Origin of the sequence: Nocardia jinanensis (assembly GCF_014645735.1) — a bacterium.
Taxonomy (GTDB): Bacteria; Actinomycetota; Actinomycetes; order Mycobacteriales; family Mycobacteriaceae; genus Nocardia; species Nocardia jinanensis.
Genome location: NZ_BMMH01000003.1, coordinates 337,057 through 361,903, shown reverse-complemented (window position 1 = coordinate 361,903; position 24,847 = coordinate 337,057). Strand labels below are relative to the sequence as shown.

Sequence of the window (24,847 nt, the reverse complement as noted above, 5' to 3'; positions counted from 1 at the left end):
CGCCGACGTGACCGTAAGCGCATCGGGCACCGGGACCGGGGCGCGGCTGCGGGCCGACCGGCTACGACTGGGCTATCGCAGCAGGGTCATCAGCGACGAACTGACCGTCGGTATCCCCGACGGCACCTTCACCGTCATCATCGGTCCCAACGCCTGCGGTAAATCCACCCTGCTCCGGGCGCTGTCGCGACTGCTGGCACCCGAATCCGGCGCGGTACTGCTCGACGGTAAGCAGATCGGCAGCTACCCGGCCAAGGAAGTCGCCCGGCGGATCGGGCTGCTGCCGCAGACCTCGACCGCGCCGGAGGGGATCCGGGTCGCCGATCTGGTGGCCCGGGGCCGCTATCCGCACCAGTCGCTGATCCGGCAGTGGTCGCGCCGGGACGAGGAGGCCGTCGCCGCGGCCATGGCGGCCACCGGTGTATCCGATCTGTCCGGGCGGCTGGTCGACGAGCTGTCCGGTGGCCAGCGGCAGCGGGTATGGATCGCGATGGTGCTCGCCCAGGAGACGCCGATCGTGCTGCTCGACGAACCGACGACCTTCCTCGATATCGCCCACCAGATCCAGGTGCTGGATCTGTGCCGTGAACTGAATCGGGAGACCGGCCGGACGGTGGTCGCGGTGCTGCACGATCTGAATCATGCGTTCCGGTACGCCGATCACCTGATCGCCATGCGCGACGGCGCGGTGGTCGCGGCCGGGCCGCCGCGCGAGATCGTCACCGCCGAACTGGTCAGGCAAGTCTTCGACCTCGGCTGTCGGGTGATCGACGACCCCGAAACAGGGGCTCCGCTGGTTGTTCCGCTGGCCGAGAAGGCAGTGCGCACGGCCTGAACGAGACAAACTGGGACAGGGCCTATTACATGGTAGATGTTTTACTTTAGTAAAGGTTAGGCTAACCTCAACTGTGGTTGTGTGTCGTGCCGGTCGATAGGGAACGGGTATCGGCATCGCACCGAAAGTGGTTCACAGCGAAGGGAGTTGCCGTGCCGGCGGCAGTGCAGGACGCCTCGAAGGCAAGCGATCCCGGGTTACCGCTCACCGGCCCTCAGCTGGGGATTTGGAACGCACAGCAATTCGATCCGGAATCCGGTCGCTATCTGGTCGGTGAGGTTCTCGAGATCTCCGGCGATACCCCGATCGACGTCGAGGCGCTGGCCGAGGCGATCCGCCGTACCGTGGCGGAGGCGGAGAATATGCGGCTGCGCTTCCGCGATACCGCTGCGGGTCCACGGCAATTCGTCTGTGACGAATCCGCGGTATTGCAACCCGTGATCGACCTGCGCGGTGCGGCCGAACCTCATTCGCTGGCCCACGAGGCAGTGGCGCTGGAACGCCATCAGGCGGCCCAGCGGTGCCGCGGCATGGTCGACCGGCGCCTGTACAACTACACGCTGATCCGGCTCACCGACTCCGAGGTGTGGTGTGTGCAGCTCTACCACCACCTGATCGTCGACGGCTACAGCGCGGCGCTGCTGTCCCGTCGCGTCGCCGCGCATTACACCGCCCTGCGCCGGGGCGGTGAACCGCCCGAGGCGACCTTCGGCGCGATCGCCGAACTGGTCGCCGATGAACAGAACTATCGCGACAGTGCGCAATTCGCCGACGACCAGCGCTATTGGAGCGAACAGCTCAGTCCCGCACCCTCGCTCGAGGGTCGCGGTTCCGCACTCGGCGGAGCGGTGGAACGCACCATCCGTGCCGAGGCGATCCTGCCGGTGGAGACGCTGGAGCGGCTGCGCACTGTCACCGAGCGTTACCGGATCACCTGGGCCGACGGGCTGATCGCCTGCTACGCCGCCTATGTGCAGCGGCTGCTCGGTAATTCCGATGTCGTGCTGTCGATGCTGATGATGGGCCGGGTCGGACGAATCGCGCTGAGTACGCCCGCGATGGCGGTGAACGTGCTGCCGCTGCGGTTGGCTGTGCACGCCCACGAGACCGTCGGCGAACTGGGTGTGCGGGTCGCGGAGACCTTGAAGGAGATGCGCCGGCATCAGCGCTACAGCGGCGCGGATCTGGCGCGTGATCTCAGTGGTTTCGGTGCGGGCGAACTGTTGCACGGAATCGGGATGAATCTCAAGGTCTTCGATTTCGCGCTGGATTTCGACGGCGCCAAAGGCGTCCTGCGCAATGTGGCCGGTGGGCCGCCGGAGGACCTCGGACTGGTCGTGACCCCGCTGCCCGATAAATCGCTGCTGCTGGGTTTCGAATGCGATGCGCGGACCAACGATCCGGAGACCGCCTACCAGCGGGTGGCCGGTCTGGTACGGGTCGTCGAGGCCTTCGCCGAACTGGACAAGGTCGCGGTCGGGACACTGGAGCTGATCGACCGCGCGGAACGCGACCGTCTGCTCGCGGACCGATCCGGTTCGGCGGCCGCCGCGGCCGCCGAACTTGTCCCCGCGGCGCTGGACCGGATGGTCGCCGAGTACACCGATGCCACGGTCCTGGCCGATGGGACACAGCGCTGTACCGGTGGTGAACTCGGTGAGCGGGTGTACCGGCTGGCCCGGTACCTGCGGGAACGGGGCGTGACACCGGGCAGGCTCGTCGGCGTCGCGCTGCCGCGGACTGCCGGACTGGTGGTCGCGCTGCTCGCGGTCTGGCGGGCCGGCGGTACGTATCTGCCGCTCGATCCCGAACATCCGGTACCCCGGTTACAGACCATGATCGACGATGCCCGCCCGGTGCTGGTCCTCACCGACAGCGCCCTGGCCGGTGCACTCGATTGCCCGGTAGCCGAACTCGACAGCGCATCGGTGCACGAGACGTTGCGCGGGTACCCGGGCACCCCGCTGACGGCCGCCGAAGCCGGGGAGATCCGCGGCGATCACCCGGCCTACGTTCTCTACACCTCGGGTTCCACCGGCACCCCGAAGGGGGTGGTGATCGATCACGCGGCCCTCGCTCAGCTGGTCGCCGGCCACCGGTCCGGGATCTACGCCGAGACCGTCGAGCGGGCCGGAGGCCGTCGTCTGACGATCGCCCACACCACTTCGTTCGCCTTCGACGCCGCCCTCGACCCACTGCTGTGGCTGCTCGACGGGCACCGGATCCACTTGTACGACAGCGAGATCCGGCGGGATCCCGCGGCGCTGGTGGCCGCGTTCGGTGCCGACGGTGTCGAGGTCGTGGACGGAACCCCGACCTTGGCCGCCGCACTGTTCGCCCACGGTCTCGCCGAACTCGCGCCGCGGCTGCTGGTGCTCGGCGGTGAAGCCTGCCCACCCGATCTGTGGCAGCAGGTCCAGCGCGCCGGAATCACCGCGATCAACCTCTACGGCCCGACCGAGGCCACCGTCGACGCCATCGGCGCGCCGGTGCGTGGCGCGGATCCCCATATCGGTTTCCCGCTGCCCGGGGTGCGGGCCTATCTGCTGGACAACGGCCTACAGGCCGTGGCCGACGGCCGATCCGGCGAGTTGTACCTGGCGGGCACGGGTCTCGCGCAAGGCTATCTGGGCCGGCCCGGTGTCAGTGCCCAGCGTTTCGTCGCCGATCCGTTCGGTCCGCCGGGGTCGCGGATGTACCGCACCGGCGACCTCGCACGCTGGGTGCCCGGTAGCGGCTACTTCTACTCCGGCCGGGCCGACGCGCAGGTGAAGATCCGCGGGCACCGGATCGAGATCGGTGAAGTGGAAGCCGCGCTGAGCGGGCTGCCGGAGGTGGCCGCGGCGGCCGCCGATATCCGGGATATCGCGGGCCGGGCGAGCCTGATCGGCTACATCGTCGCGGCGCGGGAGCCGCGGGACGGGGCCACCGGGCCCGGCGATCTCGGTGCCCGGTCGCGCAACCGGCTGGCGGAATCGTTACCCGACGCCATGGTCCCGACGCGCATCGTGGTGCTGGACGAACTGCCCTGGACCGTCAACGGCAAGGTGGATCGCGCGGCGCTACCCGAACCGGCCGAACCGACCGGCGGACGCGAGCCCGCCACCTCGGCCGAAGGCGCGGTGGCCGAGGTGGTCGCGGAACTGCTCGGTAGCGATACCGTCGATATCGACGACGATTTCTTCGGCGCCGGCGGTGACAGCATCACCGCGATCGGGGTCTGCACCCGATTGCGGGAGCGCGGGCTGATCCTCGCCCCGCAGGATCTGCTGACCCGCCGCAGTCTCGCCGATCTCGCGGCAGCCGCCGGAACCGCCGATCTCGCGGCCGGTTCCGGCGCCGAACCGGCACCGCACGCCGATACCGTGTCGATCGTCCTCCCACCGCGCAGCGCCGCCGAACTGGCCGCCGCGCACGGGCCGATCGCCGATGTCCTGCCGCTCTCGCCGCTGCAGGAGGGCCTGCTGTTCCACGCGCTGCGCGACGGCGCGGCCGATGTGTACACACTGACGGCTCGTTTCGAACTGTCCGGTCCGCTGGATCCGGATCGCTTGGGCGCGGCGTTCGCGACGGTGCTGCAACGGCATCCGAACCTGGGCGCGGCCTTCCAGTACGAACAGTTCGATCAGCCGGTCCAGGTGATTCCGCGTGTACCGCGGGTGGCCTGGCGGGTCGAGGATCTGCGCGACCGGTCGCCGGCGGAAGCCGCGGAAGGCGCGCTGGAACTGGAGCAGCTGGCCGGCGCGGAAACCTTCGATATCGCCGCCCCGCCGTTGCTGCGGGCGCTGCTCATCCGGGTCTCCGATACCGCGCATCGGCTGGTGCTCACCGCCCACCATCTGCTGGCCGACGGCTGGTCGGTGCCGATCGTGCTGCGCGAGATGCTCGCCCTCTACCACGGTGAGCGGTTACCCGAACCCGGTTACTACGGCACCTATCTGGCCTGGCTCGCCGCGCGCGACAGCGAGGCGTCGATCCGCCACTGGGGTCAATATCTGGGCGGGCTGTGCGCGCCGAGCCTGGTCGGAGCTCCCGGACCGCGGTCGGCCGCGGTGGGCCTGGACGTACCGCTGGCCGAGGAGACCGCGGCGGCGCTCGAATCATTCGGCCGGTCCAACGGGCTCACCATGAACACCCTGCTGCAGGGCGCGTGGGCCCTCACACTCGCCGAACAGCTGGGCCGCGACGATGTGGTCTTCGGCGCGGTGGTGTCGGGGCGGCCCAGTGAGCTGCCGGGTGTGGCGGGGATGGTCGGGCTGTTCAGCAATACCGTCCCGGTCCGGATGACCCTGGATCCCGGGCGCCCGGTGGCCGAGCAGTTCGCCGAATTCCAGCGGACCACCCTCGAATTACAGAACCAGGGCTATCTGGGTCTGGCGACCATCGAGCGGGCGACCGGGGTCGGACGGCTGTTCGACACCCTCGTCGTCTACGAGAACTTCCCGAAAACCGGCGTGCAGGGTAACGATTCGCACGAGGTCGGAGTGGCCGGCGTCACCGTGCACAGCCTGACCCACTATCCGGTGACCGTGACGGCCCTGCCCGGCGACCGGTTCCGCCTCATGCTGCACCACGATCCGGGCGCGGTGGACGCTGATTCCGCCGCGCGGATGGCCGCGCGGCTCGGGGCGGTGCTCACCACGCTCGTAGCAGACCCCACGGCCACCGCTGGTGCCGTTCTGGCGGGAACCCGGCACCCGGGTACCCGCGGCCGCACCATGGCCGACTGGGGGCCGCTCACACCGCTCGATCCGACAGCCCCGGCGATCACCGTCGAGGGCGCGACGATCGATCACCGTGAATTCGGGGCGCGGAGCAATCGGCTGGCGCGGTGGCTGGTGGCGCGGGATATCGGTCCCGAGACCGTGGTGGTGGTCGCCATGGCGCGCAGCGCCGATTCGGTGATCGCCGCGCACGCGATCTGCCGGGCCGGTGGTGTGTACCTCCCGGTGGATCCGGGGCAGCCCGCCGAACGAGTGGACACCATCCTCGCGACCGCCGCCGCCCCGCTGGTGCTGACCACGAGCGCCGACGCCTTCGAAACCGGCCGGGCGCCTGTCGTATCCATCGATACGCTCGACACCGCGGCTTTCGCGGACACACCGCTCACCGATGCCGACCGGCGCGCGCCGTTGCGGCCGGACAATGCGGCCTACCTGCTGTTCACCTCCGGCTCCACCGGTGTGCCCAAGGGGGTGACGGTGGCGCACGAGGCCATCGTGAACACTTTCGCCTGGCTGCAGGAGCAGCACCGGTTCGGGGTGGGCGATACGGTGCTGTACCGGACCCCGGCGACCTTCGACGCCTCGCTGCTGGAGATCTTCCTGCCGCTGCTGGTGGGCGCCCGGATCGTGGTGGCCAAACCCAACGGTCACCGCGATCCCTACTATCAGGCGCGGTTGATGGCCGACGAGCGGGTCACCGCCATCCAGATGACCTCGTCCATGCTCACCACGACCGCGGAGGAGAGCGACCTGTCCGGTTGTGGCGCGCTGCGCTGTGTGTTCACCGGCGGCGAACCACTACCGCCGTCGACAGCGCGGCGCTTCCGTACCGCGACCGGCGCCCGGGTGAACAACCTGTACGGTCCCACCGAGGCCGCGGTCTGCATCACCTACCACCCGAGCAGCGACGCCGATACCGTGACGGTGCCGATCGGCCGGCCGCCGGGCGGCGCCGGTGTCCGGGTGCTCGACGACAAGCTGCTGCCGGTGCCCTTCGGTACGGTCGGTGAGCTGTACCTGACCGGGATCCAGCTCGCCCGCGGCTATCTGCACCGGCCGGAGCAGACCGCGCGCACCTTCGTCGCCGACCCCGCCGGGAGCGGTGAACGGATGTACCGCACCGGGGATCTGGTGCGCTGGGGTGCCGACGGTGAGCTCGAGTACGTGGGCCGCACCGACAGCCAGGTGAAATTGCGCGGGCAGCGGATCGAACTCGGCGATATCGAATCGGCGATCATGCGCCGTCCCGAGGTCGCCCAGGTGGCGGTGATCCTGCGCGAGGACAATCCGGGTGATCAGCGCCTGGTGGCGTATCTGCGGACGCGCACCGGTGCTGTCCTGGACACCGACTCGGTCCGGTCCACGGTGCGTGAAGCGCTGCCGGAGTACATGATTCCGGCGGCCTTCGTGGAACTCGACGAGATCCCCATGACGATCAGCGACAAACTGGATCGCAAGGCGCTCCCGGTTCCGGACTATCCCGTGGAAGTGCCCATCGTCGCCGTCGCCGCGATCGTGGATCCCACGCTGCCCGCGGTCACCGGGGCGGTGCTGGCGGCCATGGCCGCGGTGCTCGGAGTCGCCGCGATCGGGCCGGACGACGATTTCTTCGGCGCGGGCGGCCATTCGCTCACCGCGGTCCGGCTGGTCGGCCGGCTGCGCCGGGCGGGTCACGAGGTCGTCGTGGACGATATTTTCGAGGCACCCACGGCGCGCGCACTCGCGGCGCGGATCGAGGGCACCCCGATCGACGCGGCGCCGCGGGCTGCTGGATCGCCGTCCGACGCGGGGATCGACGCCCCCTCCGAAGAGATCGCCATGCTGGGCCGGCGCCTCGACCATGTACTCGAACTGCGGACCCGGGGATCCGCCGAACCGCTGTTCTGCGTGCACCCGGTGGGCGGAACCGCGTGGCAGTTCACCCCGCTGGCCCGCCGGCTGCGCGCCGACCGGCCGCTGGTCGGATTGCAGTTGCCGGCACTGCGCGGCGAGGAGTCCGGTGCCACCACCATCGACGAACTCGCCGCACGCTATCTGGTGACCATCCGGGAGATCCAGCCCGCGGGCCCCTACCATCTGCTCGGCTACTCCCTCGGCGGCAATATCGTGCACGCGATCGCCGCGGCCCTCACCGCGAGCGGGGAGAAGGTCGCCTTCGTCGGACTGGTCGATTCCCATCCACTGGCGAATCTGGCCGACCAGGCCGCCGGGGCGCTGGCGGATCCGAGCCGGCTGGCCGAGCTCCTCCCGGAACTCCCCGAGGACGCACCCGATCTCGCGGCCCTGATCCGGGGCGCGGCCGGTGAACTGCTGCGCATGGTCACCGTATCCGAGACTCCGAGCTACTCCGGGCCGATGGCGCTGTACGCGGCCGATCCCGGTGGATCCGACGATGCCGCGCGGGTCGCCGCTCAGCTGTCGGGCTGGCGCGGCGCCGGCGCCCGGATCACCTCGCGCCGGTTGCCCTACACCCATTTCGGGATCGTCTCCGAGGACGGCTGGTCGGAGGTCGCGGCGCTGCTCGACACCGAACCGGCCCTACGGACCTGACCGTGCGTCCCGGTACCGACCACGCTGTGCGTCTCCGATGCAGGCATACCGTGCGTCTCCGACGCCGAGACTTCGCCGCGGCACCATCCGGTACCCCGGCGGTTCGAGAAAGAAAGTAGAACACCTATGTCGCTGTTATCCCACAGCCGCTTCGCGGCCCGGCTACGTCTCGTGGTCGGTCTGTTCGTCGCGGTGGTCGCGGTCGCGGGCTGTAGCTCCGACGCCGAGCCCGCAGCCGAATCCGGGACCCGCCCCGTCCAGACCGAGAAGGGCACTATCGAGGTGCCCGCGGATCCGCAGCGGATCGTGGTGCTCAACGGCGCACTGGCCGGTTATCTCTACGACCTGGATGTTCCGGTGGCCGCGGCGGACCCGCGGGTGCTCGGGGTCAGCGGCCGTAATGCCGATTTCCCGCAGACCTGGGCCGACGCCGCGAAGGAGCAGGGCACCCAGATGGTGCCGGTGGGCCAGGCGGTGAACGTGGAGTTCGTCGCCTCGGTCCAGCCGGATCTGATCATCGGTGGTGGACAGGGTTTCCCGGCCAAACAGTCGGTGGACGCCTACGACCAGCTCAGCGCGATCGCGCCGACGGTGTTGCTGCCCGGCAACGTGACCGGTTGGCAGGATCAGCTGAAGCAGATCGCCGATGTCGTCAACCGTGCCGACAAGGTCGGTGACCTGATCTCGGCCTACGACGTCAAGGTCGAGGAAGTGTCCTCCGCGATCAAGGTCCCGGCGCAGCAGGTCGGCTACTTCCAGTCCGCCGCCGACGGGCAGCCGAAGATGATCCTGCCGAATGCCGCGCTGCCGACCCTGCTCACCGAGCTGGGCTTCAAGGCCGACGACCAAGTGCTGGCCAAGGCCGGTAACCCGGAACTGAACCCGTCCGCCGACTGGTTCGGTTTCAGTCCCGAATTGCTGACCAAGGTCGTGGACGCGCCGGTGGTGTTCGTCGTTCCGCTCAGCGGCGCCAAGGGCGCGGCCGATCTCGCGAAGGATCCGCTGTACGCCCAGCTGCCCGCCTTCAAGGACAAGAAGGTTTACGAACTGCCGGCCACCAGCTACCGGCCGGACTACCGCGGCGTCATGAACACCCTCGACCTGATCTCGGAGCAGTTCAAGTGAAAGCCCCCGCCGGCCTCCTCATCGATATCTCTCCGTTGCGGGAGAGCCGGCGGTTTCGCTGTGCCTTCGGTGCGCGACTGGTCTCTGTACTCGGTATCGGCCTCCTGATGGTGGCCCTGCCGGTGCAGGTCTACGAGCTCACCGGATCGAGTCTGCACGTCGCCGGGGTGTCCACGGCGATGGCGGTCGCACTGTTCGCCGGCAGTCTCGGCGGCGGCGTGATCGCCGACCGGTACGACCGGCGCACCGTGATCTCCTTCTCGCGGTCGGCCGCGGGGCTGGCGTTCCTGGCGCTGGGAATCAATGCGCTGCTGCCCGATCCGTTCCTCGCGGTGATCTACGCCGCGGCCGTGACGGACGGACTGGCCGGAGGTATCAGTGGTTCGGCGCTGATGGCGCTGGTGCCGATGCTGGTGTCGCGGGAGAAGGTTCCCGCGGCCGGGGCGCTCACCACACTCACCTCCGATCTGGGCACCATGATCACCCCGGCCGTCGCCGGTGTGCTCATCGCGCAGATCGGGGTGTCGTTCGCGTTCTTCGCCGCCGCGGCGGCCACCGTGGGGACGGTAACCCTCATCCGGGCCATCGGGCCCGCACCACCGCCGGCCCGCGAGATCCGCAATCCGTTGGTCGAACTGGGCCACGGTATCGCGTTCGCCGCGCGGCACCACGTTATTCGCGCGGTACTGGTGAGCGGACTGCTCGCCATGCTGGTCAGCGGACCCCTGGTACTGCTCCCGGCATTCGCCGATCGGGCCCTCGACGCGGGACCCACCACACTGGGTCTGCTCTATGCCGCGCCCGGCGCGGGTGCCGTGCTGGGCTCGCTCACCAGCGGCTGGATCGGCCGGTCCCGGCGCAGCGGACTGGTATTGCTGGGCTCGCTGGCGCTCATGCCGCTCGGTGTCGTCCTGGCCGGTATCTGGCCGCAGGCCGCGTGGAGTTTCCTCGGGCTGGCCGCGTTCGGTGTCGCCCGGGCGGTCAACGGCATCCTGCGCTACGCGGTCCTGCAGCAGAACGCGCCGGAGGATATGCGCGGCCGGATGTCCGGGCTGCTCATGGTGCAGTCGGTGGCCGGAACCGCGGTCGGGTCCATGGCGGCCGGGGCCATCGGCAACCTCGTCGAACCGGGGACCGCGCTGGTGGTCTACGGCGCGGCGGTGCTGGTGCTGTTCGTATTCGCGCTGGTGCTGGTGTGGCCGCTGTACGGGCTCACCGCGCCCGCGGGCGGGGCGCCGCAACCGCCGGCGCCGCCGGCGCAGGTTCCGGTCGGCGGGAACCTGGTCGAGGAGAAGGCCCCCGGGAACGTTGTCGAGGAGAAGAAGGACGGAGTGTGATGGTGGATCGCGGAGCCTACCGTGAACGGATCGCCGAGGTGCTCGCCGGTTCGCACGGTGCGAAGGTCGGGTATCCGATCGGGTTGCGGGAATTGGAGGTGATCCGTACCTCCCCGGTGGGCTCCGGCCTGATCCGGATCACCTTCGGCGGTCCGGAACTCGCCGGTTTCCACAGCTATGTGCCCGACGAGCACGTGCGGCTGGTGTTCCCGGATACCGACGGCACGCTGCGGCTGCCGGTCCGCGACGGCCTGTCGCTGGATTGGCCCGCACCACGGCCGATCTCGCGGGAGTACACGGTGCGGCGTCTCGACGCGGACGCCGGGGAACTCGATATCGATTTCGCCCTGCACCCCGGCGGGCTCGCTTCGGATTGGGCCCTGGCTGTGCGGCCGGGAGATCGGATCCACCTCGCCGGACCGCCCGGCGGCGTAGTGGTGCCCACCAGCTACGACAACTACCTGTTCGCCGGCGATATCACCGCGCTGCCCGCTATCGCCCGGTGGCTGGAATGGCTGCCGCGCGAGAAAACGGGCTGGGTGTTCGTCGAGGTCGTCGACGAGAGTCAGGAGATCGAACTGGCCGCACCGGCCGGTGTCGAGGTCCAGTGGCTGCACCGCGGCGAAGCCCGCGCCGGGACCGGGGACTTGCTGGAGAAAGCGATCCGCACCGTCACCGTGCCCGACGGGCAGAACGTGTACGCGTGGGTCGCCGGTGAAGCCGGGCAGTTGCGTCCGATCCGTAAATGGATCCGCGGCGAGCTCGGTGTCCCGACGAAGGACTGCCTGATCGCGGGCTATTGGAAACATGGAGTCGCGGATTTCGACCGCGAGGAGTAGCGGTTCTCTCGCCCGCGGCGGGAGATTCTCGGCTCGGACCGCAGGCGGAGCCGGTACGCATACCGCACCACCTCGTCCACTCGAACATGCTATCGAAGAATATTCAGATGAACGAAGGGAGGGAGCGGCGTCGACTCCGCGGCCGCAAGGCGCGGGAATTCACACCGCGAACCGAATGACGAACGAACCTGTAGTGGGGGCCGACCGCGACCATTTCATCCGCGATGTGGCCGATCTGCTGGGCGTCGCGCCGGAGGAACTGTCCACCGACACCAATCTGCTCGACGCCGGACTGGATTCGGTGCGCATCATGCAGCTGGTGGAGAAGTGGCGGTCGGAGGGACACGAGACCGTCGACCCGTTGATGCTGGCCGGTGACCCCGTTCTGGAGTCCTGGCTGGAGGTGCTGTGCCCGTGACCGGGCGCCGCGGACCGCGCGCCCGGCGCGGTCCGCGGCACCGGGGGTCACGGCGCGCGATGGCCCTCGGCGAGCAACCGGCGCAGATCGCGGCGGCTGGTCTTGCCCACTCCCGTTTCGGGGAATTCGGCGATGGTGACCACCGCGTCGGGCATCTTCCAGGCCGCGATACCGCGTTCCCGGACGAAGGTGCGCACGGTGGTGAGCGTCGGCGGGGTCTGCGGGTCGAGCGGTTGGACGAAAGCGCAGATACGCTGGCCGAGTACGGGATCGGGAGTGCCGACGATCACCGCGTCCCGGATCCCGGGATGTTCCAGCAGATAGGCCTCGAGCTCTTCGGCCGAGACCTTCTCGCCGCCGCGGTTGACCCAGTCGCCCGCCCGGCCCTTCACCACCAGATTGCCGTCCGGTCGCAGCGAGACGATATCGCCGGTGCGGTACCAGCCGTCCGCGGTGAAACTGCGGGCGTTGGCCTCGGGATTGTCGTAGTAGCCGCGAATGGTGTACGGGCCCTGGGTCATCAGATTCCCGTCGGTGCCCGGCTCGACTTCCTCGTCCGCGTCGTCGACGATCCTGATCCGGTCGTAGTCCGACATCGGCCGGCCCTGGGTGCCGACCACGACATCGATCGGATCGTCGAGCCGGGTGTAACAGACCAGGCCCTCGGCCATGCCGAATACCTGCTGAAGGGTTACGCCCAGCGCGGGACCGACCCGGCGGGCCAGTTCGTCCGGGCAGCGGGCGCCACCGACCTGGACCACTTTCAGGCTGGACAGATCGGGCAGTTCGCCGCCCTTCTCGGCGCGTTCGACCCACAGTCGCGCCAGCGGCGGCACCAGACCGGTGAGGGTGACACCGAAACGTTCTATCGCCGCGAACGCGGTCGTCGGGGTCGGGTCGGGTGTCATGGCCACCGTGCCGCCCGCGTAGATCGCGCCGAGGATGCCCGGGGAACTCATCGGGAAGTTGTGCGCTATCGGCAGTGTCGCCAGGTAGACGGTATCGGGACCCAGGTCGGTGATCTCGGCGCTACGACGCACGCTGTACAGGTAGTCGTCGTGGGTGCGGGGGATGAGCTTCGGGATCCCGGTACTACCGCCGGACAGTTGCAGGAAGGCGACATCGCCGGCATCCACTTCCGGGAGGTCCCCGGGTTCGTCCCGGTAGTCGGCGAGGTCGTCGGCGCCCTCGGCGAATTCGTGCGCGGTATCGTCGACGACCAGCAGCACATGCCGCAGAGTCCCGACCGCACGCCGGACCGTATCCGCCAGCGCGGCATGGTCGAAACGCTGGTGCTCAGCGCAGGTGACCATCGCCACCGCCCCGCTCGCCGCGGCGATCGGGATCAGCTCGGCCTCCCGGTGCGCGGGCAGGCAGAACACCGGCAGCGCGCCGAGCTGGAACAGCGCGAAGATCACCTCGACGAATTCGGCGCGGTTGGGCAGCTGCACCAGGACGCGATCCCGCGGGCGAATTCCCAGCCGGGCGAATCCGGTGGCCAGCGACCGGGACCGGCGATCCAGTTCGGCGTAGGTCCAGCGGTTCGCCGCGTCCACGACCGCGATCGCCTCGGGGCTCGCGGTGGCGCGAGCGGTCAGCAGGGCTCCGAATGTCTCACCCGTCCAGAGTGTTTCAGCTCTGTAGTGGTCGATCTGGTCCGGTGGCCACGGGGTGAAACCGGGGAGGGCGGGCGATGACATGGAGCACCTCTTTCCGATCAGCGATCTTGTTACACGTCACACCGGAATGCTAGCCTTACGGTGTAACTTCAGGTTAGGCTAACCTAATGGTCACGAAGCAATGGGGCGAAGGGGTCATCGTCACCGGAGCCGCAGGGGGAATTGGCGCGGCGATCGCAGCCGAACTCGCCGGCGATTCCGCGAATATCTCCCTGTGGGACCGGGATTCCCGGGTACACGAGATCGCCGCACGGCTCGGCCGGCAATACGAGGGCACCGGCGTCACATCGGCCGAAGTCGATGTGAGTGACCCGGCAGTCGTCGCCACGGCATTCGACAAAGAACTCGCAGAACGCGGTACACCCCGGGTGGTCGTACACGCCGCCGGTTCGATGATCGGCGGATCCGCACTGGACACCTCCCCGGAGGAATGGCAGCGCTGTGTGGCCGTCAATACCAACGGCGCGGTGTACGTGGCCCAGCGCGCGGCCCGCGAAATGGTCACCGCCGGGCGCGGATCCATCGTGGTCGTCTCCTCCAACTCCGCCACCGTTCCTCGCGTGAACCTCGCCGCCTACGGTGCGGCGAAGGCCGCGGCCACGGCGTTCACCCGCTCGCTCGCGCTCCAGGTGGCACCGCGCGGGGTGCGGGTCAATCTGGTCTCCCCGGGTTCCACCGATACCCCGATGCTGCGCGGAATGTACGCGGACTCCGATGACAGCGGTCTCGGCGAAGCCGGGCGGGCGAGCCTGCTCGACGGCGACCCCGAGAACTACCGGCTGGGAATCCCGTTGCGGCGGATCGCCGAACCCGCCGATATCGCCGCCGCCGTCCGCTTCCTGGTTTCCGATGCCGCGCGCCACATCACCATGCACGACCTGCGGGTCGACGGCGGCGCAACGCTGGATATGTGACACGAGAGGATGATCACCATCAACGCCGAGAACCCCGCTCATCCCGCGGATCCCGCCTTTGTCCTGTCCCGGCCGCAGCGCACTGTGACCGCGTCTGCCGCAGGACGTGTCTTCCACAGCGCAGCCGAGGCCGTCGCGCAACTGCGCGCGCGCCGGGTGAGCCATATCGTCGGCGCGCTACCGTTCAAACCGGGTGCGCCGGCGGCGCTGTGGGCGCCCGATATGATCTCGGTGACCGATGGTCCCCGGGCCGTGTGCCCGGTCACCGCACCCGATATCGCGGTCACCGAACATCTGCCGGAACCCGAAGAGCATCTGCGCCGGGTGGGCGCCGCGGTGCGGCTGCTGGCCGATCCCGCCCACCCGCTACGGAAGGTGGTCCTCGCCCGCGCGCTGCGGGCCCGGGCCGATCGCACCGTCCGCGCGGCCGATCTACTCGATCTGCTGGTCTCCACCGACCCCGCCGGTAATGGCTACCTGGTGGACCTGACCGCGGCGGGTGGTCTGTTCACCGGCCGCCACCTGGTGGGTTCCAGCCCGGAGATCCTGGTGCGGCGGATCGGTACGGAGGTCACCAGTCATCCACTGGCCGGTTCGGCCCGGCGAGTACCGGAGAACCCCCTGGCCGACCGGATTGCCGCCGAGACGCTACTCGGTTCGGCGAAGGATCAGCACGAACACGGCTATGTGGTCGACCATGTGGCCGGTGTCCTACGGGACCGGTGCACCGATGTACGCACACCCGCGCGACCCGATCTCACCGAAACACCCGCCATGTGGCATCTCGGTACCACGCTGACCGCGACCGTTCCGGCCGGCGGGCCTTCGGCACTGGAACTGGCCGCCGCGCTACATCCCACACCGGCGATCTGCGGTACCCCGACGGTCGCCGCCGCCCGGCTGATCGCCGAGCTCGAGGGTGAGCGCGGTTTCTACGCCGGCGCCGTCGGCTGGTGTGACGCCGAAGGCAACGGCGAGTGGATGGTCAGCATCCGCTGCGCCGAACTCGCCGCCGACAACCGGACCCTGGTGGCCTACGCCGGTGGCGGCATCGTCGCGGAATCCGATCCGGAGGACGAACTGGCCGAGACCACCGGGAAACTGCAACGGGTCCTGGGACCGCTGGGGGTCGCCGGAAGTCCCGCGGCGGTGCCCTGACCGACCGCCTTTTCGTTACTGCGCCCGGGCCCGCAACCCTCCAGAAGGTTGTGGGCCACAAGAAGATGAGGAGTTCTGGACATGCCCATGCAGCCGATCGCACCCTATGCGATGCCGTCGTTGGACGACGAGATCACCAACAGAGTTGGCTGGAGACTCGACCCCGATCGCACCGCTCTGCTGATCCACGACATGCAGAACTATTTCCTCACTGCCTACCAGCTGGATCGCGATCCCGCCCGGACGATGATCGACAATATCGTCCGACTACGCGACCGGTGCCACGAACTGGGCATACCGGTGATCTACAGCATGCAGCCGGGTGACCAGCATCCCGACCGACGCGGGCTGCTCACCGATTTCTGGGGCACCGGTATGTCGGACGGGCCCGAAACCGAGGTGATCGCCGAACTGACGCCCGATGAGCGGGACATCCAGGTCACCAAATGGCGGTATTCGGCGTTCCAGCGCACGGATCTGCGTCAACTGCTCGGCTACCGCAACCGGGACCAGCTGGTGGTCACCGGTGTGTACGCCCATATGGGCTGCATGCTCAGCGCGGCCGAGGCGTTCATGAACGATATCCACGCGTTTTTGGCACACGACGCGGTGGCCGATTTCAGCCGTGAAGAACATCAGATCGCCCTCAAGTACACCGCCCGGCGCTGCGGCATGGTGCTCAGCACCGAGGAGATGCTGAACCAGTTGCAGCCCGCGGTGGTCGCTTCGGGGGCCTGACGACGGAGGTAGCGCCCGGCGTCGCGGCCCCGATGGCCGAGCGGAGCCGGGCGTTCAGCGTGTCTCGCCCAGTTCGCCGGAGCGGCGCCAGGATTCGCGCTCGGCCGAGAAAGCGGCCGATTGCCGGGTCCGGAACGATGCGATCGAGCCGTCCTGCTCGGCCAGGAAACGGCGGTATTCGGCGAGACGGAATTCACCCGGACCGGTACGCATATCGCCGCGTCCCGCGGCGATATCGGCGCGCAGGTCGAGCAGTTCCGCCGCGCTGACCGGATACCAGCGGATCCGGTCGAAGAACCGCAGCAGCCAGGGGGTCTCGGTATCGGTGCGCCGGCTCCAGACCTGGGTGGTGCGGCCGACGAACTGATATCCGCCCGGGCCTTCCATCCCGTATATGCACAGGTACGCGCCGCCGATACCGACCGCGTTCTCCGGGGTCCAAGTACGTGCCGGGTTGTATTTGGTGGTGATCAGCCGGTGCCGGGGATCGATCGGGGTGGCCAGCGGTGCCCCGAGATAGACATCGCCGAGGCCGAGGACCAGGTATTCGGCCGCGAAAACGGTATCGAAGACATCGCCGACGGTGTCGAGCCCGTTCATCCGCCTGATGAATTCGATATTCCACGGGCACCACGGCGCATCGGCACGCACACCGTGCATGTACCGGGTGATCGCCTCCCGGGTCGCCGGATCGTCCCAGGACAGCGGCAGATCCACGGTACGGCTCGGAACGACCAGATCGCCGGCGGCCGGTAGTCCGGCTTCGACCTCGGTCAGCAGGTCCAGGGCGGAGGCGATACCGCGCGCCCGCGGATCGACCCGGACCTGGAGCGAGCGGACGCCAGGGGTCAATTCGGTGATACCTCGTTCCCCGCGGGCGCGCAGGCGCTCGTGCAGGGCGTGGACGCGGGCGCGCAGTTCGAGATCCAGTGTCATGGGCCCGTATTCGACGAGGATTCCGTCGTCACCGGCCCGGCGATAGGTCACCGGTGTACCGTCCGCGGTTTCCGCGTGCCGCAGCACCCCGTCGTCGCCGTCGCCGCCGCGCGACAGCACGATCGGCCATCCCGCCCGGCGCGCGGCGCCGAGTTCGTGCGGTGAGGCGGTGCGGTCCGCGCGCACGGGGACGAAACGCACTCGGTCGCCGGGGCACAGCTGCCCGAGTTTCCACAGTTCGGCGGCCGCCACCGTCACCGGGCATACGAAACCACCCAGGCTCGGACCGTCGGGACCGAGCAGGATGGGAGTGTCGCCGGTGAAATCGAGTGCCCCGACGCTGTACGCGGTGTCGTGGATATTCGACGGATGCAGACCGGCCTCGCCGCCGTCGGCGCGGGCCCAGCGCGGTTGGGGCCCGATGAGCCGGACACCAGTGCGGTCGGAGTTGAAATGCACCTCGTAAGCGGTGCTCAGGAGCGTATCGATATCGTCGCGGGTGAAGAACTCGGGTGCCCCGTGCGGGCCCTCGGTGACGGCGATTTCCCAGTCGCGGGTCAGCACCGGTTGCTCCTCGCCGGGTACCGCGCCGACCGGTGGGCCCGCCGCGGGGCCGACCGGCAATACATCGCCGGCCGTCAGCGCGCGCCCGTCCACCCCGCCGAAGCGGCCGAGGGTGAACGTAGCCGTGCTCCCCAGGTAGCCGGGTAGCCGCAGACCCCCGGACACCAGGACGTAGCAGCGCATCCCGGGCCCGCGGATCGGGCCGACGTCGAGCATCTCCCCGGCGGGCACGAGAACCGGCCGCCACAGCGGCGCGGCCCGTCCGGCCACCGTCACCGTGACGGGCGCCCCGGTCACGCATACCCATGTCGGTTCCGAGAACCGTAGCGCCGGACCGGCCATGGTGCATTCCAGCCCGGCCGCACCCTCGGCGTTACCCAGCGCGCGGTTGCCGAGCCGGAAGGACAGATCGTCCATGGGCCCCGACGGTGGTACCCCGACATGCCAGTAGCCGGTCCGGCCGGGCCAGTCCTGCACGGTGGTGAGCAGACCCGGGCGGTCGACCGTCGCGCAGCGGGGGTCGGCCACCGGCTCGGTGACCGGGGCGAGGACCGCCGAAGGCGCCGCCGAAAATACGGCGGTCACCGGGTCACCACCATGCGTACGGGGGTGGGATCGAATCCGTTGCAGGGGTTGTTGATCTGCGGGCAGTTGGATACCAGGACCAGAGTGTCGATCTCGGCGCGCAGCGATACGGTCTTGCCCGGGGCCGACAGGCCGTCGACGATGCCCAGAGTGCCATCGGCTTCGACCGGAACGTTCATGAACCAGTTGATATTGGATACCAGATCCCGTTTGCCCATACCCCATTTCGCCGCCTCGGCGAGAAAGTTCTCCACACAGGCGTGCTGGTGGCGGGTGTGCTGGCCGTAGCGCAACGTATTGGACTCCTGAGAGCAGGCGCCGGCGATGGTGTCGTGATTGCCGACCTCGTCGGCGATCACCGTCATCAGCGCGGTTCCCGCGTCCGTCCGCAGCACGCTTCCGGTGGTGAGGAAGATATTGCGCTGTGCGGTGATCGTGGCCTGTGCGCTGTAGCGGTCGGTGTGGTCGGCAGCGGAGTAGAGCAGGCAGTCGACGGCCTGGTTGCCGTGCAGGTCGATGATATCGAGACGTTCACCCGCCCGGACGATCGCCGACCACGGCGCGCGGGCCGGGACCACTTCGTCGAGCACGACTGTCGCTGTCGTGGCGGCGCTGTTCATATCCACTCCTGTCGGGTGCGGGCGGCCGACCAGGCCTGTTCGGTGTTCTGGACGGCCCGCTGATATTCCGGATCGGTGTTCACGGCGGCCGCCGCGGCGCGGTCGCCCGGCCAGGCGACCAGATCGAGTTCGGTGACCGGGGAGTCGTCGAGGGGGTGTGCGGTGGCCGCCACCAGGATGGTTACCGGCAGCTGGACGATCAGATCGACGTAGGCGCCCGCGCCGGCGGACCCCGACGCGGTGAGCGCGCCGTCTCCGCCCACCCGCACGCCGCGGAAGAACGAGAGTGTCGGGCCGATATCACGTGGGGACAGTCCGTGTTTGGTGGCGGCGCGTTCCAGCAGCAGCCGGCCTTCGCGGGTGGGGCCGCAGAGGGCGTCGTGCCGGCCCGAGGTGTCGGCGACCACGGTGGCCAGCAGCCGGCCCTGATCGGACAGCAGCGGATGGCCGACCCCGAGGTAGGCCTGCCAGGGAACTTTCACGGTGTCGGCGATATTGAGCCGCTCCCAGGGGGATCGCGCGCGCAACAGGAACAGGTGCGCGCAGGCCGAGCCGTGCGGGTCGGCGAGCCGCAGTCGGGTTCCACGCCCCAGCACAGTGCTGGTGTAGCCACCGGGTGGTAGCCGTACGGTCCAGGTGGTGTCGTCGAGCGGAACCCCGTCGGGCAATGACGGAATGGCCGTGGTCGCCGTCGCCTGGGCGCGGGCGTGGGCACGGGCGCCGGTCGTCGAGGCTGTCGTGGGTGTCATATCTTTCCTTGCTCGTCGGGTCGGGAGGAGGATCAGCCGGGCTGGACGACGGGTTCGGGAACGGGCGGTGCCGCGGGTCGCGGTTCGTGGGCGGGCTTTTCGGCGGGGGTGCGCAGCCGCTGTACGGCGAGAGTGCCGAGGAAGGCCAGGAGCGAGGCGAGGAAGCCGAAGAAGGTGGGCCAGCCGTCGAAGCCCGGGCCGATCAGCGAATTGTCGATATGCAGAACAGTGTTCGGCACCCCGTACATCGTGGGAGTGAGCACGAACAAGACCAGCCGCACCCCGAGCCCGGCCACCATGGCCGCCACCGCGGCGGCGGTGGTGATCCGGGCGGTGAGATGGGCGGCGACGAACGGGACGATCAGACCGGCCAGCATCAGATCGAAGGCCAGGGTGAGCAGAATGCCGGTCTGCGGCACCTGCACCGCGAAGAAGATCGCCACCGCGACGACCGGGATCATAGTGATCCGCACATCCCGCAGCAGGGTGTCGCGTCCGGCGGTATCGGTGCGTTCGATGCGCCCGGCGACATTGCGGGTCGCCACCGACGCCGTGCCGAGGATGGCACCGTTGGCCGTGGAGCACGAGGCCGCGACGATCGCCGACAGCACCAGGATCGCCAGGCCCACCGGGGCGTGCTCGTCCAGCAGGGCCAGCAGTCGCGGGCCACCGCCGTCACCGGTGAGGTCGGTGGTGGCGAGCGCGACCAGGGCGTAGGGGATACCGACCAGGGCGGTGCCGGCGGCGCCCACGAAACAGGCGCGGCGGGCGATCTCGGGGGAGCGGGCCGAGAAGATGCGCTGCATGAAGTCGATGGCGACGATATCGCCGATACCGAGCGCGATCAGTGTCGCCCAGTTCACCACCGCGCCCTGGGAACTGTCACCGAGCTGACCGAGGTCGAACGGGCCCATACCGTCGGGAATATGGATCCCGTAGGTCGATCCCACCCAGATCAGCAGGGCGAGCGAGCCGATTACGGTGATCACCATCTGGGCGAGCGCGGTGTAGGCGTCGCTGAACATTCCGCCGGTCACGGTGTAGGTCATCACGATTGCCACGATGAGCAGGACCCCGGCGGTGTAGGGGATGCCGAGGAAGCGTTCGAACAGGAAGCCGCCGGCGACGAGATTGCCCGCGAGCAGGATGCAGAAGCTGAAGATCATCAGAATCGACGCGCTCAGCTCGACTCCGCGCCCGTATTTGATCCGATAGAAGTCCGGCAGGGTCAGCAGGCCCATCCGGTTCATCGGTGCGGCGAAGAAGAGCCCCGTGAGCAGGAGACACAGACCGAGTCCGAGCGGCAGCGTGGCGCCCGCCCAGAATCCGAGCGATCCGGCCAGATCGGTATTGCCGAGGGTGGCGTTGGAGTCGACCGCCTGGCCCATCAGGCCCGCCGCCACCAGCGGTAGGCCCAGCGATCGTCCGGCGACGAGGAAATTGACGCTGTCACCGTCCACCTTGCGAGCGACCAGTAGGCCGATGCCGATTACCGCGAGCACGCTGATCGCGATTCCGAGAATGATCATGGCCGGGGCCCTTCATCCGACACGAATATCTATCGCTCGAAAGTTTTCCCGGGACACGCGACGTGGTGGTGACGGCGATGTATCCGTATCGGTGCCGCGCGTAACGTCTGCGTTGCTCGTATTTCTATCAAGTGACAGGAATGGGTGCGCGGAGCTGATCGGCCGGTCGGCGACAATGGATTCATGACCCAACTCGGTCCGGGCCGCCCGCGTCTCGCGCCACGCCGCCGCCAGGGGCAGACCCCGCGTGCCGAAATCCTCGACGCCGCAGCGGAACTGTTCACCACGCACGGGTACGGCAGTACCTCGACCCGGGCCATCGCCGAAGCTGTCGGTATCCGGCAGGCCTCGCTGTATCACCATTTCGGGGCCAAGGACGATATTCTCGACGCCCTGCTCGGCGAGACCATCGCGGCGGCCGCCGAACTCGCCGAACGCCTCGGCCGGCGGCCCGAACCGGCGACGGTCCGGCTGTACACCTTGGCCCGCTTCGATATCGGCCAGCTCTGCGAGGCGCGCTGGAATATCGGCGCGCTGTACTTCCTGCCCGAACTGCACGGCGAACGGTTCACGCGGTTCCGGTCCCGGCGTGACGCACTCCGGACGAGCTATGAAAAGCTGGCCGCGCAGGTGGTGGCCGGGGCGGGCGAGGCGATCGAAGCGCGGACCCTCCCGTTCCGGTTGGTGGAGACGGTGATCAATATCCGTTCGGATGCCGGCGGGGTGCCCGAGGAGACTCGGCGGGCGATCGCCGAGGCGGTGCTGCGGGTGCTGGGCGTCGGTGACGATCTCGCCGGTATCCGGGAAGCGGCCGAGATTCTGGCTCGGGAACTGCGGGTGTGAACCGACCGCGACCGGCACCTTCGCGCGACCGAAAAACTAGAACGTGTTGTAATTCGGAGTACGGGTTCGCGTGAGAGGAGCCGATGGGCGTGTTCGCGTTCTTCACCAGGAAGGGTGAGCAGTACCTGCCCACCCGCATAGCCATGTCCAGCTGGAGCCCCACCCAGGTGGGTGGTCCGGCGGTCTGCGGGCTGCTGGCGCGCGAACTGGAGACGCGCTCCCCGGGTGCGGAGTTCGTCCCGGCCCGGGTCACCGTGGACCTGTTCCGTCCGGTCGTCGACGAACCGGCCACCCTGCGCAGCGTCATGGTGCGGGAGGGTAAACGGATCTGCGTCGCCGACGCCGAGCTGGTGCAACGCGACGAGGTGCGTTCGCGGGCGACGGTGGTGTTCCTGCGCACCGGCGAGGTGCCCGGCGGCGATCTGTGGCAGCCGCCGCACGATTTCCCGGTCCCCGAAACTCCCGATACCTCGGAAGCGGGCGCGCGCCCGCTGTTCAAGAGCGGCGACGGCGACTGGACCCCCGATTTCACGGCCACCCAGAACGCCGAGCGCAAAGCGATCTGGCAGAACATGCTGCCGGTGGTCGCCGGGGAGCCGGTGACCCCGCTACAGCGGGCCGGTATGGCCGGCGACGCGGCGAGCCTCATGTGCAATTGGGGGACCGCCGGGGTCGGGTATATCAACTCCGACGTCACCTTGACGCTGGCCCGGCTTCCGGCCGGGCCGGGCATCGGGGTACTGGCCCAGGATCAGATCGCCCACGCGGGTGTCGCCGTCGGTACCACCACGCTCTACGACCGGAGCGGCCCGCTGGGCACCGCCGTGGTGACCGCGGTGTCCAATGTGCGGCGCCAGGTCGATATGCGGCGCTACTGACCCGGCGCTGTGACTAGGACTGCTGTTCGGTCCGCGAGGGGCGCGGCCAGGGCCGCGCTTCCCGGGCCTCGAGGTCGGTGTTGAACCGCTCGAGGTAGGCGGCGAAAGTCCGCACATCTTCCTCGCTCCAGCCGCCCAGTATGCGGTCGAGTGCGTTGATGTTGTAGTCGCGGTCGGCCAGGACCCGGCGTTCGCCTTCGTCGGTGATCCGGAATTTGCGCGCCATGCCGCCGTCCGGATCGGGAATGCGTTCGACCAGTCCGGCCTTGAGCATGGCCGCGGTCTGCCGGTGCACGGTCGAGGTGTCCAGGCCGAAGGCCTCGCTGAGTTCGCCGATGGACATAGGACCTTCGATCCGCAGCCGGCGCAGGACCAGATAGGCGCTGCGCTCGAGGTGGTCCGGCCGGCGCAGATGGGCGTTGAGACTGTGCCGGCCCAGGAGCATGGTCTCGAATTCGATCAGATACGTGGGTTTGTCCATGGCGGGTGTCCTGCTCGTTCTCGGATGCCGTGGTGGCTCGGAGGGCGTCCCGCAGTCGTTATATCACGCGGCTGGGAGCATTTTGCATCATACACATCATATGTAGGGTACAACTCGTATGCAGCGTGCATCAGGGCGACTCGGCCTCAGCCGGCCCGTTCGCTCTCCCGCCGCCGCGAGCGGCGCTCGACGAAGAACCGAGCGGCGCGGGCCACCGAATCCAGCACGGGTTCGGGTCTCCAGCCGAGTTCCCGTTCGGCCTTGCTGTGGTCCATCCGGGACATGATGTGCATGAGATTCACCGAGGTCACTGTGAACCGGCTGTCGCGGCCGCGCAACCGGGCCGCGGCCGAGGCGATACCGGCTGCCGGATAGAGCAGCGGCAGCTGGACGGCGGCCCGTGGTGGTTCGCGGCCGGCCGCGTGGGCGGCGGCGGTGAGCAGCTCGGTATTGGTGAGGTAGCGGTCGGAGACGATATAGCGTTCGCCGGGGCGCCCGGCCGCGCCCGCCAGGATCAACGCGCGGGCCGCATCTTCGACTCCCACCGATTCCGCTCCGGTCCCGGTGAAACGGAACGGGAGTTTGCCGAGCGCGGCGGCCGCCACGAAGGAACCGTGCGGGGTCGGCTGCCAGTCGCCGGGACCGTAGGTGTTCGCGACACACATCGCCACGGCGGGCAGGCCGCGCTCGGCCGCGTAGCGCAGCACCAGGTTCTCCGCCTCGACCCGGGAACGGACGTACGGGCCGCCGAGGCGAGGCCAGTCGAACGGTACGGTCTCGTCGGTGACGCCGCCCGGCCGGCGCCCGATGGTGGCGGCGGAACTGGTGAAGACGAACTTCGCCGGGCCGGCGGCGCAGGCCGCGTCGAGCACGTGACGAAGGCCCGCGATATTGGTCCGGAACAAGGGTTCGGGATCACGAAGCCACGCCCGGGTGTCCACGGCGCAGTGATAGATCACATCACAGTCGCGAACGGCTGCGCGCAGGGCATCGTCGTCGAACAGATCCCCGTAGCGGATTTCCACCGGCAGGTCGGCGATCGCGCGGATATCGCTGGTGTGGCGGACGAGAACGCGGACCGGTGAACCGGATGCGACCAGCCGGCGGGTCAGGTGCGAGCCGAGGAAGCCGGACGCTCCCACCACCAGTTTCGCCGGTTCCGCCATGCCGGGGCCCCTCCTGTCCGGGTTATCGGTTCGGCTACGAGTGTCGCAAGGCGGAGTGTCGTCTGTACAGGGAACCGGTCGATTGGCCGGACATGCTTATGGACAAATGTCCGCATACTCCGGTCCCGGCCGCTGTACACGACCACCGGGGGCGGCGCGCCACCGGACCGTTACATGTG

General features: G+C 68.8%; 18 protein-coding genes. 11 read left to right on the top strand and 7 right to left on the bottom strand.

What is annotated here, in order from left to right:
- Positions 1-7: 7 nt before the first annotated feature.
- The 6 genes from IEY68_RS10495 (at position 8) to IEY68_RS36735 (ending at position 11,828) form a co-directional block, all read left to right on the top strand.
- Positions 8-835, top strand: a complete 828-nt coding sequence (locus IEY68_RS10495) for an ABC transporter ATP-binding protein (RefSeq protein ID WP_058855275.1) — start codon at positions 8-10, stop codon at positions 833-835.
- Positions 836-987: 152 nt separating this feature from the next.
- On the top strand, positions 988-8,109 hold the full coding sequence (locus IEY68_RS10490) for a non-ribosomal peptide synthetase (RefSeq protein ID WP_058855258.1): 7,122 nt from the start codon (positions 988-990) through the stop codon (positions 8,107-8,109).
- A gap of 126 nt (positions 8,110-8,235) precedes the next feature.
- Entirely contained in the window at positions 8,236-9,234 is a 999-nt protein-coding gene (locus tag IEY68_RS10485) for an ABC transporter substrate-binding protein (RefSeq protein ID WP_058855257.1), read from the top strand.
- Positions 9,231-10,571 carry an enterobactin transporter EntS gene (entS, locus tag IEY68_RS10480; RefSeq protein WP_082681397.1) on the top strand — a complete coding sequence of 447 codons (1,341 nt, stop codon included), beginning with the start codon at positions 9,231-9,233 and terminating at the stop codon, positions 10,569-10,571. The genes IEY68_RS10485 and entS overlap by 4 nt, the downstream gene beginning before the upstream one ends.
- Positions 10,571-11,410 (top strand): siderophore-interacting protein, encoded by an 840-nt coding sequence (locus IEY68_RS10475; protein WP_058855256.1) that lies wholly within the window; start codon positions 10,571-10,573, stop codon positions 11,408-11,410. Before entS ends, IEY68_RS10475 begins: the two co-directional genes overlap by 1 nt.
- Before the next feature lie 175 nt (positions 11,411-11,585).
- Entirely contained in the window at positions 11,586-11,828 is a 243-nt protein-coding gene (locus tag IEY68_RS36735; RefSeq protein WP_058855255.1) for a phosphopantetheine-binding protein, read from the top strand.
- A gap of 47 nt (positions 11,829-11,875) precedes the next feature.
- On the opposite strand, the gene IEY68_RS10465 is transcribed toward IEY68_RS36735, so the two are convergent.
- A complete protein-coding gene (locus IEY68_RS10465; protein WP_058855254.1) occupies positions 11,876-13,528 on the bottom strand; it encodes a (2,3-dihydroxybenzoyl)adenylate synthase in 1,653 nt (550 codons plus the stop codon).
- 86 nt (positions 13,529-13,614) lie between these two features.
- Between IEY68_RS10465 and IEY68_RS10460 the strand changes: the two genes are divergently transcribed.
- The 3 genes from IEY68_RS10460 to IEY68_RS10450 all read left to right on the top strand — a co-directional run bounded on the left by IEY68_RS10460 (position 13,615) and on the right by IEY68_RS10450 (position 16,317).
- On the top strand, positions 13,615-14,421 hold the full coding sequence (locus IEY68_RS10460) for an SDR family oxidoreductase (protein WP_058855253.1): 807 nt from the start codon (positions 13,615-13,617) through the stop codon (positions 14,419-14,421).
- 9 nt (positions 14,422-14,430) lie between these two features.
- Complete coding sequence (locus IEY68_RS10455; RefSeq protein WP_058855252.1) at positions 14,431-15,579, top strand: isochorismate synthase; 1,149 nt, start codon at positions 14,431-14,433, stop codon at positions 15,577-15,579.
- Between the two features lie 81 nt (positions 15,580-15,660).
- The gene (locus tag IEY68_RS10450; RefSeq protein ID WP_058855251.1) at positions 15,661-16,317 is read left to right on the top strand and encodes an isochorismatase family protein; all 657 of its coding nucleotides are present in this window, start codon (positions 15,661-15,663) and stop codon (positions 16,315-16,317) included.
- Between the two features lie 54 nt (positions 16,318-16,371).
- Here IEY68_RS10450 and IEY68_RS10445 read toward each other — a convergent pair whose 3' ends face one another.
- Genes IEY68_RS10445 through IEY68_RS10435 form a run of 4 tightly spaced genes read right to left on the bottom strand, consistent with a single transcriptional unit; the run spans position 16,372 to position 21,300 of the window.
- Positions 16,372-18,345, bottom strand: coding sequence for a 5-oxoprolinase/urea amidolyase family protein (locus tag IEY68_RS10445; RefSeq protein ID WP_058855274.1), 1,974 nt, complete (start codon positions 18,343-18,345; stop codon positions 16,372-16,374).
- 53 nt (positions 18,346-18,398) lie between these two features.
- Entirely contained in the window at positions 18,399-19,022 is a 624-nt protein-coding gene (locus IEY68_RS36080; protein ID WP_058855273.1) for an urea amidolyase associated protein UAAP2, read from the bottom strand.
- Positions 19,019-19,771: a DUF1989 domain-containing protein gene (locus tag IEY68_RS10440; protein ID WP_058855250.1), complete on the bottom strand. Its 753-nt coding sequence runs from the start codon at positions 19,769-19,771 to the stop codon at positions 19,019-19,021. The genes IEY68_RS36080 and IEY68_RS10440 overlap by 4 nt, the downstream gene beginning before the upstream one ends.
- A 32-nt stretch (positions 19,772-19,803) precedes the next feature.
- A complete protein-coding gene (locus tag IEY68_RS10435) occupies positions 19,804-21,300 on the bottom strand; it encodes a high affinity choline transporter 1 (protein ID WP_063916314.1) in 1,497 nt (498 codons plus the stop codon).
- A 183-nt stretch (positions 21,301-21,483) separates the two neighbouring features.
- Between IEY68_RS10435 and IEY68_RS10430 the strand changes: the two genes are divergently transcribed.
- Positions 21,484-22,143 carry a TetR/AcrR family transcriptional regulator gene (locus IEY68_RS10430; protein WP_058855249.1) on the top strand — a complete coding sequence of 220 codons (660 nt, stop codon included), beginning with the start codon at positions 21,484-21,486 and terminating at the stop codon, positions 22,141-22,143.
- A gap of 83 nt (positions 22,144-22,226) precedes the next feature.
- Entirely contained in the window at positions 22,227-23,021 is a 795-nt protein-coding gene (locus tag IEY68_RS10425) for an acyl-CoA thioesterase domain-containing protein (protein WP_058855248.1), read from the top strand.
- 13 nt (positions 23,022-23,034) lie between these two features.
- Here the strand turns inward: IEY68_RS10425 and IEY68_RS10420 are convergent, their stop codons facing one another.
- Together IEY68_RS10420 and IEY68_RS10415 are read right to left on the bottom strand one after the other, a co-directional pair.
- Positions 23,035-23,502 (bottom strand): MarR family winged helix-turn-helix transcriptional regulator, encoded by a 468-nt coding sequence (locus IEY68_RS10420; protein ID WP_058855247.1) that lies wholly within the window; start codon positions 23,500-23,502, stop codon positions 23,035-23,037.
- Positions 23,503-23,648: 146 nt separating this feature from the next.
- The gene (locus IEY68_RS10415) at positions 23,649-24,668 is read right to left on the bottom strand and encodes an NAD-dependent epimerase/dehydratase family protein (protein WP_058855246.1); all 1,020 of its coding nucleotides are present in this window, start codon (positions 24,666-24,668) and stop codon (positions 23,649-23,651) included.
- Positions 24,669-24,847: the final 179 nt, after the last annotated feature.